At 58.4% G+C, this 13,872-nt stretch carries 11 protein-coding genes; 9 read left to right on the top strand and 2 right to left on the bottom strand.

Going from position 1 to position 13,872, the window contains the following annotated elements:
• Positions 1–3: 3 nt before the first annotated feature.
• On the bottom strand, positions 4–636 hold the full coding sequence (locus AC2TEM_RS03925; RefSeq protein WP_170404988.1) for a MarC family protein: 633 nt from the start codon (positions 634–636) through the stop codon (positions 4–6).
• A 78-nt stretch (positions 637–714) separates the two neighbouring features.
• On the opposite strand from AC2TEM_RS03925, the gene AC2TEM_RS03920 reads away from it, so the two are divergent.
• From AC2TEM_RS03920 to glmM, 9 genes are all read left to right on the top strand, one after another.
• Positions 715–1,236: a DUF6446 family protein gene (locus tag AC2TEM_RS03920; protein ID WP_170421080.1), complete on the top strand. Its 522-nt coding sequence runs from the start codon at positions 715–717 to the stop codon at positions 1,234–1,236.
• 5 nt (positions 1,237–1,241) lie between these two features.
• Positions 1,242–2,450 (top strand): sodium/glutamate symporter, encoded by a 1,209-nt coding sequence (gene gltS, locus AC2TEM_RS03915; RefSeq protein WP_480856017.1) that lies wholly within the window; start codon positions 1,242–1,244, stop codon positions 2,448–2,450.
• A 9-nt stretch (positions 2,451–2,459) separates the two neighbouring features.
• On the top strand, positions 2,460–4,679 hold the full coding sequence (gene glyS / locus AC2TEM_RS03910) for a glycine--tRNA ligase subunit beta (protein WP_480856001.1): 2,220 nt from the start codon (positions 2,460–2,462) through the stop codon (positions 4,677–4,679).
• 36 nt (positions 4,680–4,715) lie between these two features.
• Positions 4,716–7,277, top strand: a complete 2,562-nt coding sequence (locus tag AC2TEM_RS03905) for a pyruvate, phosphate dikinase (protein ID WP_170801236.1) — start codon at positions 4,716–4,718, stop codon at positions 7,275–7,277.
• 186 nt (positions 7,278–7,463) lie between these two features.
• Positions 7,464–8,102 carry a cell wall hydrolase gene (locus AC2TEM_RS03900; RefSeq protein ID WP_170393504.1) on the top strand — a complete coding sequence of 213 codons (639 nt, stop codon included), beginning with the start codon at positions 7,464–7,466 and terminating at the stop codon, positions 8,100–8,102.
• Positions 8,103–8,175: 73 nt separating this feature from the next.
• Positions 8,176–9,549, top strand: a complete 1,374-nt coding sequence (locus AC2TEM_RS03895; RefSeq protein ID WP_170421085.1) for a multicopper oxidase family protein — start codon at positions 8,176–8,178, stop codon at positions 9,547–9,549.
• A 105-nt stretch (positions 9,550–9,654) separates the two neighbouring features.
• Complete coding sequence (locus AC2TEM_RS03890; protein ID WP_170393501.1) at positions 9,655–10,575, top strand: dihydroneopterin aldolase; 921 nt, start codon at positions 9,655–9,657, stop codon at positions 10,573–10,575.
• The gene (folP, locus tag AC2TEM_RS03885; RefSeq protein WP_170405004.1) at positions 10,572–11,570 is read left to right on the top strand and encodes a dihydropteroate synthase; all 999 of its coding nucleotides are present in this window, start codon (positions 10,572–10,574) and stop codon (positions 11,568–11,570) included. The genes AC2TEM_RS03890 and folP overlap by 4 nt, the downstream gene beginning before the upstream one ends.
• Positions 11,571–11,603: 33 nt before the next feature.
• A complete protein-coding gene (gene glmM, locus AC2TEM_RS03880; RefSeq protein WP_170393497.1) occupies positions 11,604–12,947 on the top strand; it encodes a phosphoglucosamine mutase in 1,344 nt (447 codons plus the stop codon).
• Here the strand turns inward: glmM and AC2TEM_RS03875 are convergent.
• The gene (locus tag AC2TEM_RS03875; RefSeq protein WP_170405007.1) at positions 12,944–13,846 is read right to left on the bottom strand and encodes a DMT family transporter; all 903 of its coding nucleotides are present in this window, start codon (positions 13,844–13,846) and stop codon (positions 12,944–12,946) included. The genes glmM and AC2TEM_RS03875 overlap by 4 nt on opposite strands.
• Positions 13,847–13,872: the final 26 nt, after the last annotated feature.

The following is a 13,872-nucleotide window of genomic DNA, read 5'->3' as shown; positions in this document are numbered from 1 at the left end:
CGCCTAGGCCAGTCCGGGCAACAACGCCTTCAGGCCGTCTGCGATCATGCTGATTGCGATAGCCGCAAGAATCATGCCCATGAAGCGGCTCATTATCACGCGAGCATTGTCCGACAGCCGCTTAGCCAACGCCGATGCGTTCCAGAACGTGATCAAAAGCAAGGCCACCACGAACAGAAATACACCTGCATAGACAACGGCTTCGACCGGGGTTTTGATGTGGTGCGCATAAAGGATCAGTGTTGTGATTGTTCCGGGGCCGACCAGAATGGGAAAAGCCAAGGGATAGAACGCAACGGTCTCGGGCGCGGGATAGGATTTCTTTTCTCCGTCGGTTCCGTGATGCGAGCTGCTCTCGTTCCCGTTCAGCATGTTCAGGCCGATCATCAGTACAACGAGGCCACCGGCGACGCGCAGGTCATCGACGCTGATGCCAAAGAGCCCAAGCGCTTGACTGCCGATCGCAGCGAAGGCGCCACCGAGGATCGTGCAATAAAGCGCAGTTTTCACAGCCACTTTGCGTTGATCCGAAATGGGCAGGTCTTGCGTGACACTCAGGAACACAGGCAAGTTGGTAATCGGATTCATGATTGCAAAAAGCGCGCCAAAGAATCCGACGGCAAGAGTGGTTTCCATGCGAGTAGCCTCGTTTCTGACCGTACTGCTTGGGAACCTGTCTTATTTTCTATGAACTTGAAAGAGGTGGCGTAAACGATGACTGGAAAATTGGTTGCGCTAATCCTTCTGATTTCTGGCGTTCTGGCCGGTGCTGGCATGTATTACCTGCAGGTTTATGGGTTCTATTATGAGGTAGAACCGCGCCCGGGCCAGGATGTGGTCCTGCTGGCGCAAGGGGCGGAAGCGCCCGAAGCCATCGCCTATGCTGGGTTTAAGGCCATTGACGCCGACAGCTCTCCGATCCGGTATCGGGCCTGTTTCGAAACCGAGTTGAGGCCGGATCAAATGGTGGATTTTACCCCTGTCGAGAACCCCGAGCCATTGACCGCGCCAGGGTGGTTTGACTGCTACGACGCAGTTGCGCTGGCCAACGTATTGAAATCGGGTCAAGCACAGGCTTTCTTGGGCACCAAGAACATCCATTATGGTGTCGACCGGATCGTTGCCATTACACAGGATGGTAAAGGCTACGTCTGGCATGCGCTGAACAATTGCGGTGAAAAAGCCTATGACGGCACGGTTGTGGGCGAGGAGTGCCCACCCAGGCCCGAGGGCTGATGCAGATGGGGATGGTCGTTGAGATACCGGAGTTCCTGACAGCAACGCTGGGCTTTGCGGTCTATCTGCTGGGGGCAGAGATCAACGCCCGTGTCGCACAATTGCGCAGCTTCAACATCCCCGAGCCGGTAACCGGGGGCCTTATGGCCTCGCTCGTGGTATTGGCGCTGTATCTTGGTTTCGGCATTGAGCTATCCTTTGGCTTGACCGCACGAGACTTTCTATTGGTTCTGTTCTTTGCCGGGATTGGTCTAAATGCCCGTCTGTCCGATTTGATCGCGGGCGGCAAGCCTTTGCTTTTGCTTCTGATTTTGACACTTCTGACCATCGTTGCGCAAAACGTGATCGGCGCAGTGGGGGCCGCGATGTTCGGTTATCCGGCGCAAGCCGGGGTGCTGTTCGGGTCTGCTGCGCTGATCGGGGGGCACGGAACCGCGATCGCCTGGGCCCCCGAAGTTGCGGGCGCCACCGGTTTGAGTGGCGCAACCGAGTTGGGGGTGGCCGTGGCCACATTGGGTCTCGTGCTGGCCGCTTTGGTCGGGGGGCCGATTGCGCGGCTGCTGATCGAAGGGCGCAAGCTCAGCCCCGAACGACCCGGGGAAGAGCATACGGTGGGTTTGCCCAATGAGGTCGACCAGAAATCCGAGATTGATCATCTGACAATCATGCGGGTGCTGCTGTACCTCAACCTCGCGATCATTTCAGGCGCGATCCTGAGCGAAGCAATCAGCGCCGCAGGGCTGAAACTGCCGTTGTTTGTGCCCTGCCTTATCATGGGGATCGTGATTGCCAATCTCCGCGCCATGTTCGCGCCGAATGCCAAGCCGGTCTCACGCACGCCCTCGCTGGCGCTGATCTCGGAATTCGCGCTTGGTGCATTTCTGGCGATGTCGCTGATGAGCCTGCAACTGTGGACCATCGCCGAACTGGGCCTTGCGATTGCGGTGATCATGACCGCTCAGACCCTGTTTGCCGTGGTGTTCGTGATCTGGGTTCTGTTTCCGTTGATGGGATCGAATTACCGCGCCGCCGTTCTGGCCGCCGGGTTCGGGGGGTTCGCTCTGGGTGCTACCCCCACAGCTATCGCAAATATGACCGCCGTAACCAAGCGATATGGCCCGTCGCCTATTGCCTTTATCGTACTGCCCCTTGTATCCGCATTCTTTGTGGACATCGCCAATGCCATCGTCATTCAGACGATTGTCAATTTCTAAGGACCGAAAATGCCCGACCTGCTGATCGAACTGTTTTCCGAGGAAATCCCCGCGCGCATGCAAACCCGCGCCGGTGAAGACCTGAAAAAGCGGATCACCGATGGTCTGGTCGAAGGCGGTCTGACCTATGCCTCTGCCGCTGCACTGACGACGCCGCGTCGCCTGACGCTGGCGGTTGAAAGCCTGCTGGCGGAAAGCCCGACAATCCGCGAAGAACGCAAAGGCCCAAAGGTCGGTGCGCCTGACAAAGCCATCGAAGGCTTTCTGCGCGGCGCGGGACTGACCCGAGACCAGTTGGAAGAGCGCGACACGCCCAAAGGCGCAGTGTATTTCGCCACCATTGAAAAGGCGGGTCGTCCAGCAGCTGAAATCATCGCCGAGGTCTTAGAAGCTACCATTCGAAACTTCCCCTGGCCCAAATCCATGCGCTGGGGGGCTGGATCGATGCGGTGGGTACGGCCCTTGCACTCGATCCTGTGCATCCTGACCGATGAAGCAGGTGCGCAGGTCGTGCCGCTTGCGATCGAAGGGATCACGTCCGGTGATACGACTGAGGGCCATCGTTTTATGGCCCCGAACCGGTTTACGGTGAACTCGTTCGAGGATTATGCCGCCAAGCTGAAACGCGCCTTCGTGGTGCTGTCGCCCGAAGAGCGCGCCGAACATATCTGGAACGATGCCCAGAACATGGCCTTCGCCGCAGGTCTGGAAGTCGTCGACGACAAGGGTCTGCTGGCAGAAGTTGCCGGTCTGGTCGAATGGCCCGTTGTGCTGATGGGGCAGATCGACGAGGAGTTTCTTGAGCTGCCGCCCGAGGTACTGCAGACCTCGATGAAAGAGCATCAGAAGTTCTTTTCTGTGAAGAACCCCAAGACGGGGCGGATCGAGCGCTTCATTACCGTTGCCAATCGCGAGACCGCCGATAACGGCGCGACCATTTTGGCGGGGAACCAGAAGGTTTTGTCTGCCCGTCTGGCCGATGCGAAATTCTTCTGGGAGAACGACCTGCGCGTTGCCAAGTCGGACATCGCCCAATGGACCCGTGCGTTGGAGAATGTGACTTTCCACAACAAGCTGGGCACTCAGGCGGAACGCATCGACCGCATTGCCGCGCTGGCCCGAGAACTGGCCCCTGTGGTCGGGGCGGATGCGGATCAGGCCGAGAAAGCCGCGCGTTTGGCCAAGGCTGATCTGAACTCCGAAATGGTCTATGAATTCCCTGAACTTCAAGGGCTTATGGGGCGGTATTACATCGAAGCGGCAGGCGAGGATGCCGCAGTGGCCGCCGTTGCGCAGGAACATTACTCGCCGTTGGGGCCGTCGGATGATGTTCCGACCGCACCGTTGTCTGTGACAGTCGCGCTAGCCGACAAGCTGGACACGCTGACCGGGTTCTGGGCGATAGATGAGAAACCCACGGGTTCGAAAGATCCCTTTGCTTTGCGTCGTGCGGCGTTAGGGGTAATTCGACTAATCGTGAATAATGATCTGCGTCTTCGGTTGGACCGTTTTTTCGATAGTCAACTGGTTCGATCAGAACGCGCTATCAATGAGGCTTTGCCCGAAGCGAATGTCCGCGATCTCCTGGAAGAAATCGCAAAACATGGTGTCTTTGGTGCTTCATTCCATACTGTCAAAGAAAAGCTTGAAGGATCGCCCGCAGCAGCATTTCTTGAGCTTGAGAAAAAGGTTCCTGACGCGTCTGACGATCTTCTTTCTTTCTTCCACGACCGCCTCAAAGTCTTCCTCCGAGACGAGGGCATCCGCCATGATGTCATCGACGCTTGTATCGCGATGGAGGGGAATGACGACCTCAACCTGCTGGTCAAACGCGCCCGCGCTCTGAATGCGGTGATTGCGACCGAGGATGGAGAGAACCTCGTGCAGGGGTTCAAGCGTGCGAACAACATCCTGTCTCAGGCGGAAGAGAAGGATGGAGTCGAATACTCTTACGGCGCGGATGTGAAGTTTGCTGAAACTGACAGCGAAAAGGCACTGTTTGCAGCGCTTGACGCGGCAGAGGCCAAGATCGATCCTGCTCTGAAGGCCGAGGATTTCCCGACAGCGATGGCGGCAATGGCCGAACTGCGCGGGCCGGTGGATGCGTTCTTTGAGGACGTGCAGGTCAATACCGATAATGACATTCTGCGCCGCAACCGTCTGAACCTGCTGAGCCAGATCCGCAAGGTCTGCTCTAGCGTTGCTGATCTGACCCGTATCGAGGGATAACGCCCTTGCGCCAAGGGCGCAGGGGCTTATGCTGCGGTGAAACCAAAAGGTGCCGCAGTGCAGAATAATCCGCATACCACGCTTATCACTCCAAAAGCGCCCGTTGCCGCCAATACCCATGGTGGCCGGGCAAAGTGCCTGCAACGACTGGTCCGGCTGGACATGCCGGTGCCGCGGACCGTGGCCCTTTCTTTTGACGCGGTGCAGCGAATTGCCCAGGGCGACATTCCGGACATCGCGGCCATTCTGGAACAGTTCGACGCCGAGTCATTGCTGTGTGTACGGCCCAGTTCGGAAGATCCTGACTGGGGTGGACCGGGGGCGGTGCTGAATATCGGCATGAACGATGCCCGATATCTGGATCGGTCTGCGGAAATGGGGGCGGATGCGGCGGCGGCGCTATATCTGCGGTTTGTGCAGAGCTATGCGCTCCATATTGCGCGTCTGGACCCTGACGTATTCGATACCATCGATGCGGATGGGCGCGAAGGGCTGAGCTTGTCCCTGCGGGCGTATGAAGATGAAACCGACGAGGCCTTCCCGCAAGATCGAGGAGAGCAACTGATTGGTGTTCTGCGCTCGATGGCGCGTGCCTGGGATGGCACGTCGGCCCGGCTGCTGCGGCAGGCCAAGGGCGCACCTGCGGATGCCGGTTTGGGGCTGGTGATTCAAGAGATGATCCCGGGCGTCGGGCAGGGCGAATGTGGCTCGGGCGTATTGCAACTGATTGACCCTGCGACAGGCATGCCCCAGATCACGGGCCGGTATCTGAGCCAGAGCCAGGGGCGCGACGCGCTGGGGGAAGGTGTCGCTGCGCTGTATCTGGAAAAGGATGAACGCGGCCAGTCGCTGGAGGATGTGGCGCCCGAGGCGTTCGCCGATCTCAAGACCCACGCCGCGCTGATGCGTGAGAAGTTGCGCGAAGAGATGCAGGTTGAGTTCGTGGTGCAGAACGGCAAGGTGCATATTCTGGACGGCGTGCGGGTTCCGCGTGGTTCACGGGCCGGGATGCGGATCGCGGTGCGCTTGGCCGAAGACGGGATCATTCCGCCGCAAGAGGCTGTGATGCGGATCGACCCGCATTCGCTGAACGAACTTCTGCACCGGCAGGTCCATCCTGAGGCCGAGCGTGATGTGCTGACCACAGCCATCGCGGCCAGCCCCGGTGCAGCGACCGGTCGAATTGTCTTTACGGCTGCCGAAGCGCAGGCCAGCGCCGCGCGGGGGGAGCCCTGTATTCTTGTGCGCCGTGAAACCTCGCCCGAAGATGTGCGCGGAATGCATGCCGCAGTAGCTGTTCTGACCGAAAAGGGCGGGATCACCAGCCATGCGGCGGTGATTGGCCGTGGTCTGGGTCTACCGTGTATTGTCGGCGCGTCCGAAATGCGGTTTCAGACCAAGAAAAAGCTGCTAAGTGCACCGGATGGGCGTGTGTTCAAGACAGGCGATATTCTGACCATCGATGGGACTTCGGGTCAGGTATTGGCCGGACAACCCGAGATGCTTGAAGCGGCGCTGGATGATTGCTTTCAGACACTGATGAGCTGGGCCGATGCCGAGCGGGACATCGCCATCCGCGCCAACGCCGATACACCCGCTGACGCGCAAACTGCACGAAACTTCAAAGCAGAAGGGATCGGGTTGTGCCGAACGGAACACATGTTCTTCGATCCCGGTCGTTTGACCGTAATGCGCGAAATGATCTTTGCGCAGACCCCATCTGGACGCGCTGCTGTGTTGGAACGGTTGCTGCCGATGCAACGGCAGGATTTTGTGCAGTTGTTCCGGATTATGGAGGGGCAGCCGGTCTGCATCCGCCTGTTCGATCCGCCCTTGCACGAGTTTCTGCCCACTACGCGCACTGGTCAGCGCGAGCTGGCTGAGGCGCTGGATTTGCCAATCTCGGATGTCGAACGTCGGGTCGAGGCGATGAGCGAATACAACCCGATGCTGGGATTGCGCGGGGTTCGTCTGGGTGTCACCGTGCCGGAAATCTACGACATGCAGGCACGCGCGATCTTCGAGGCGACGGTTGAGGCCAGCAAAGAAGGTGCCCCTGTCGTGCCCGAGGTCATGATCCCGCTGGTCTCGGCCAAGCGCGAGGTTGAACTGGTCAAAACACGCATCGATACTGTAGCGGCCGAGGTTGCCTCGGAGCAGGGGCAGGAGTTCGACTATCGATTGGGAGTGATGGTGGAAACGCCTCGGGCCTGTCTGCGCGCGAATGAGATTGCGCCACATTCCGCTTTCCTAAGCTTTGGAACAAACGACCTGACCCAGATGACCTACGGATTGTCGCGCGATGACGCGGGGCGCTTCATGTCGGCATATGTCCGCCAAGGCGTGTTTGGCGAAGATCCATTTCACGTTCTGGATGCAGATGGGGTAGGTGAATTGCTGAAGCTGGGGGCCGAGCGCGGGCGCCAAGCCCAACCAGACGTTACGCTTTCTGTCTGTGGCGAACATGGTGGTAACCCCGAATCAATCGCAATCTGCCGGTCACTTGGATTCGACTATGTGTCCTGTTCTCCTTTCCGGGTTCCTGTCGCTCGGCTGTCTGCCGCTCAACTGGCGATTTCGTCCAAACTTGGGGGTTGACTAACTGTCTCCTACCTAGAAATAGTGGCGTAAGAAACGTTCCGCTGTCGATAATAATTGGCGGCGTGAGCGGTTTTTCTCTTGCATTTTTTTCAGAACTGGACGTCTCGCTTCGTCTGGGGTATTAGCCTCGTCGCGCCCGCCGGGGGAGGGTATGGCGCGTTTGTGCCTGTGCGAGGTTATCTGATGAGACGCTACATAGTGGCTGTTGCCGTGGGGGCCGCAGCCTTGCTACCGAGTTTGTCCTTTGCCGATAGGCAAGGCGATACAAAATCTGTTGAGTTGGTCACACGTAACGAGTTGCCAGCACAAAGCTTCCGCGATTACCTGAAACTGTTTAAGCCGCGTAAGGCGCCGGAAAAAGTCGAAATCTCCTACACCAAAGCCTGGCTGGACCAGCAGCCAAAGGCGACCGGAGATGAAAATTTCCGTTGTCTTGCCGAAGCGCTGTATTTCGAGGCTCGCGGTGAAAGCGTACGTGGTCAGTTTGCAGTGGCCGAGGTTATCCTGAACCGGGTTGAAAGCGGTCGCTTTCCGGATTCACTGTGCGGTGTGATCAAGCAAGGAACGGGCAAGAAATATCAGTGCCAGTTCACCTACACCTGTGACGGGCAGAAAGAGATTATCAACGAAAAACGTGCTTATGATCGCGTTTCGAAAGTCGCCCGTGCCGCAATCGATGGTGTAGCTGAAGAGATGACCGCAGGTGCCACGCACTACCACACCAAGGCAGTGCGCCCGTCCTGGTCCCGCGTTTATAAAGAAACGGCGCGTATTGGCGTGCATATCTTCTACAAGCACAATTATCGCACGGCCAGCAACTGATTGACGCACCAGCGCTGGAAGGGTGCTGGCAACAGGCGTTTTACCAACTATGTTGCGAGCCAGGAGGCTCGCAATGACCATAACACGCCGACAGTTTCTGCAATCGACCCTGGCCTTGTCGATGATACCACGCGTGGCGATGGCATCTGCCACCGAACTGGTGGCACAGACTTCCCTCCAGCAGATCGCGCCCCAGGGATATCCGGAAACTCCGGTCTGGAGTTATGGCGGCGGTGTTCCGGGCGCGGAAATCCGTGTTCCGCAGGGTGCTCGAGTACGCCGCAAGCTTGTAAACATGCTGCCGCAACCAACGACCGTTCACTGGCATGGCATCCGGATCGACAATGCGATGGATGGAGTGCCCGGCCTGACGCAGGAAGTTGTGCAGCCAGATTCCAGCTTTGAATATGATTTCGTGGTGCCGGATGCGGGAACCTATTGGTATCATGCGCACAACCAATCGATGGAGCAGGTCGCGCGTGGGCTTTATGGCCCTTTGATCGTCGAAGAAGCCAGCGGACCCGATGTTGATCAGGACCTGACCTTAATGCTGGACGATTGGCGCCTTGACACCGAGAGCGCAAAGATATCCAGCGATTTCGACAATGGTCATGATCTGAGCCATGCGGGTCGGCTGGGCAACATTGTAACGGTGAACGGAGAGTTTGACCCTTCTTATCCGGTGCAGGCGTCTGAACGATTGCGATTGCGGGTGATCAATGCCGCGAATGCCCGGGTATTCGACGTAGCGCTCGACGGGCTTGCTGGTTGGATTGTTGCGCTTGACGGTATGCCGCTTGAGGTTCCATTGCGAGTTGAGAGCAGTTTTCCTTTGGCGCCTGCGCAGCGGGTTGACTTGATCGTTGATGTCTCAGCGGAATCCGGCCAGACGGCAAGTATTGTGAGTGTAGAACGGGATGGCGCTTACGGACTCGTCAAATTTGATGTGTTCGGAGTAGCATCGCGTATTGCTGATGCAAAAGTTAGACCGTTGCCAGCAAACCGAATGCCCGAAATTGAACTGCAGAATACACCTCTGCATCGTATGACGATGCAGGGGGGGGCAATGCGCTGGCTGGAGAGCGCCAAATTGGGCAATTCCGAGCTGTCGGGGCGCGAGTTGGCTCAGCTTGGACGATTCTGGGCTTTGAACGGATATGCGGAGCGGCCAGATGATCCGTTTCTGGATGCGCGATTGGGATCAGTTCATCGGATTGAATTCGCAAATGAAACGGCGTTTCCACATGCGATGCATCTGCATGGACACCATTTTCGCATTATCCTGCAGGACGGTACACTAGGGCCGTGGCGCGACACTGTTCTAGTCGAGCGAGGGCAGGTGCGGCAGGTAGCGTTGGTAGCTGACAATCCGGGCAACTGGCTGTTGCATTGTCACATGCTTGGCCATGCGGCATCGGGTATGATGAGCTGGTTCCGGGTCACGTAACGCCGCATTCCGTAGCTGGAAAGGCGTTTGCTGTGATGCTATACGCCCGCGAAACGCCTAAAGTGGGCTGATCATCAGTCCACCGAGCCCGAAAAGGTCCGCCGCATGAGCTCTGAAATCCGTCTTGCCTTTGCGCACCCGTCCGAACGGTCCGAGGCTACCGCCGCGCGCGGTGCGCTGGACCGCATTTCGCTGCGCGATCACATCGTTGAGGTCGAGATCGGGGCGTTTCAGGCCGAACGCGGTACCACGCAACGGATCTGCTTTAACATCGTGGTCGAGGTGCGTCCGCTGACAGACCCCATCGATGATGACGTGGATCGTATTCTGTCTTACGACCGTGTAACCGAAGCGATTGCGTTCGAGCTGGCTGCTGAGCGACTAAATTTGCTCGAGACACTGGCAGATCGCGTGGCGGAACGTATTCTGCTTGAGCCTCAGGCTGTAAGAGCCTTTGTTCGCATTGAAAAACTGGATCGTGGACCTGGCGCGCTTGGCGTCGAGATCGTGCGCGGCAAGGATGCGGTACATCATGATGTGACCGAAGAAGAGAGGCCACATCCACGGTTGGTCTTTCTGTCGAATGCAGCAATTTCATCAGGTAATCTCACCGGCTGGATCGACCAGCTTGAGAATCGCCAGCGCCCGCTGATCCTGTGTGTTGGGGCGTCTGATCTGGATGTGCCGCAGACGGGTCACGCAATGACCCAACGCCGGATAGATCTGTTGGCAATTGAACAGAACGCCTGGGTTCTGGCTGCGCGCGATCACCGTTGCGTGGTCGTTTCAACCCGGACCGAGCTGGATTGGGCGATGAAAAACGGCCAGATCTGTGTTTGGGCACCCTCCAAAATTGTTCTGGATGCGGTCGATGGCCCCTCAGCCGCGCCGTCTGACGCGGTGGCGCTGGCTGCTTGGTTCGCGGCAACCTTTGAAGCCAGCGAGATGCTGGTTATTGGCGGAGACCTGCCCGAAGCCCCCAAAACGCCATTGCGCGCAGTTCCGGTGGAGCAGGCGCAACTGTGACCGTCTATTACCGCCCATTGGTCCAGCATGGGAGCACGCGCGTCGACGGGGCGGTGCCACTGGCAGGGCAGGTGCTGTGGTTCTCACAGGCCGAGCGGATTGAGCGCGGGCAAAGCACCCAGATCGTCGATGCCGTTGAAATCCCAAAGGAACAGCTGGATCGTCTGACCTGCGCGCGTCCAGCGATTGCCGGGCTTGATATGGCACGAACGCAGATCATGGGCATTCTGAATGCCACGCCGGATAGCTTCTCGGATGGGGGGCTGTATAACTCGGTCGAGGCCGCTCGGACCGCTGCCGCCGACATGGTAGCGTATGGCGCAAGTATTCTGGACATTGGCGGCGAATCCACGCGCCCGGGCGCTGATTTTGTGCCTGAAGACGAAGAGATTGCCCGCACACGCCCTTTGATTGAGGCAATTCGGGGCGAGACGGATGTGTTGATCTCGATCGATACTCGCAAGGCCGGTGTTGCCAAGGCGGCTCATCTGGCAGGTGCAGGACTGATCAACGATGTGTCGGGATTTACCTTCGATCCTAAACTTGCACCATTTTGCGCGCAGATTGAGGCTCCGGTTTGTGTGATGCATATGCAGGGTGATCCGACCACGATGCAGGATGACCCGCACTATGACAATGTTCTGCTGGATGTTTACGATTTCCTTGAGGGGCAAATCGCGCATCTTGAAGGACTGGGGCTCAGCCGCGATTTGATTGTCATCGATCCGGGCATCGGGTTTGGCAAGAATCTGGACCACAACCTGACCCTTCTGCGCAATCTCAGCCTGTTTCACGGGCTGGGCTGTCCAATCCTTCTGGGCGTTTCGCGCAAGGGATTTATTGGTCAGATCGGCAAAGAGCCGCGCAAGGATGCCCGCGCGCCGGGGTCAATCGCGGTTGCTCTGGCGGGAATATCACAGGGCGTGCAGATTGTACGGGTACATGACGTGGCCGAGACGGCTCAGGCCTTGCGTCTATGGGCCGCCGTCCGGTAATCCGGGCAAAAGGAATTTTCAGGAGACCGACTTATGCGCAAGCTGTTTGGAACCGACGGGGTGCGGGGCACCGCCAACACGCACCCTATGACGGCGGAAATGGCTTTGCGAATTGGCGCCGCTGTGGGGCGGTATTTCCGCCGCGATGCCTCGGGCGTACACCGCGTTGTTATTGGCAAGGATACGCGGCTGTCGGGCTATATGCTGGAAAATGCGTTGACGGCAGGTTTGACCTCGACCGGTATGAACGTGCTTCTGCTGGGGCCGGTGCCGACTCCTGCGGTAGGGTTGATGACGCGCTCGATGCGCGCGGATCTGGGCGTGATGATCTCGGCCAGTCACAATCCGGCGATCGACAATGGAATTAAATTCTTTGGGCCGGACGGGTTCAAGCTGTCCGATCAAGCCGAGATTGAGATCGAGCGGCTGATCGAAGAAGGCGTAAGCCCCGCACAGGCGCAGAATATTGGTCGTGCGCGTCGGGTCGACGATGCGCGGTTCCGTTATGGCGAGCGCGTGAAATCATCGCTGCCGCGCAACCTGCGCTTGGATGGGCTGAAGGTCGTGATCGACTGCGCCAACGGTGCCGCGCACCGTACTGCGCCGGAAGTTCTTTGGGAGTTGGGAGCAGATGTGATCCCGGTCGGCATCGCGCCGAACGGCAAGAACATCAACCTCGGATGTGGCTCAACCCAGCCTCGTGTTGCGGCCGAAACCGTGGTTTCACATGGCGCCGATGTAGGTATATGTCTGGATGGGGATGCCGACCGCGTCGTTGTGATCGACGAAACTGGCGCTGTCGCCGATGGGGATCAGTTGATGGCTCTGTTGGCGACCGCGTGGTCCCGCGCGGATCAGCTGAAAGGCGGCGCCTTGGTGGCCACTGTGATGTCGAACCTCGGGTTGGAGCGGCACCTGGCCGGGCAGGGGCTGCGTCTGGAGCGGACTGCCGTTGGCGACCGCTATGTGGTTGAACGGATGCGCGAGGGTGGTTTCAATCTTGGTGGCGAACAGTCAGGTCACATCGTGATGAGCGATTATGCCACAACCGGCGACGGTCTGATGGCGGGGCTGCATTTTCTGGCAGAGATGGTGCAATCCGGCAAGAAAGCCTCGGACCTATCGCGCCAGTTTGAGACGGTGCCGCAATTGCTGAAGAATGTGCGCTTTAGCGCGGGGCAGGCCCCGCTGGAAGCGGCCAGCGTCAAAAGCGCGATTTCCGAGGCTGAGGCGCGTCTGAATGGGCAGGGGCGTTTGCTGATCCGCAAATCGGGCACGGAACCTCTGATCCGGGTGATGGCGGAATGCGAGGATGCCGCACTGCTGACCCAAGTGGTCGATGGGATCGTATCCGAGGTTGAGGCGGCGACAGGTTAACGCCCCAGTAGCATTTTCTGCAGAGTGAACCACTGGCTGATTGCCAGCCCGGTTAGGATCATGGCAAGCGCGATATAGAACCGCAGCGGCAGGGCTTCGGATAGAATCCAGGCCCCGAACACCATCGACCAAACGGGCACCTGATAGTTCACCAGCGTCAGAAAGACGGACCCGGCGCTGCGGGTGATGGATACTCGCAGCAGGGTGGCGAAGGCCGTGGGGACAAGGCCCAGAACGATCAGGGCCAGACTGGGGCGCGTTCCCTGCCACGAGGGCAGCCCCTCGGTTAGCAGCATGATAGGTATCAATAGTACTGCGCCAACCAGCAGCGTCAGGGCTGCCAGAGCCATCGGTTCAATCGGCGGGCAGCGGCGGGTCAGGATCGACGAGCTGGCGTAGCACAAGGCTGCCGTGACGCAGGCCATTTGCGCCAGTGGCTGCGTACCCTGACCCAATTGCGCCAGACCGGGCCCGATCAACACAAGCGCGCCAGAGAAGCCAAGGCAAACGCCGACCAGACGCCGTAGGTTCATAGGCTCATCCGAAAAGAAATGTGCCAGCGGCAGAACCATCAGCGGAATCGCCGCCATGGACAGACCCGCAAAGGCCGAAGGGACAAATTGTTGCCCCCAGCTTAACAGCATGAAGGGAACCGCCGTCGACAGAATGCCGATGAAGAAAATCGAACTCAAAAGGGCTGGTGTCAAACTCGGAATACGCCGTCCGGTAAGGCGCATCAGCACCAGCAGCATAACGGCACCCAATGTGGTGCGCGACGTCGCCACGGTGACCGGTCCATAGCCTTCCAACGCCATGGCAACCACCATAAACGTCCCGCCCCAGATGAGGCCCAGCGTGAAAACACCGCTCCAATCCTGTTTTGTCGGTTGTTGAACCATTCCATCCACTTATCCCGCGAATCTGA

The organism is Ruegeria sp. HKCCD3925, from assembly GCF_057221175.1.
Note: the sequence above shows the minus strand (reverse complement) of the source record. Positions and strands in the feature narration are given on the sequence as shown.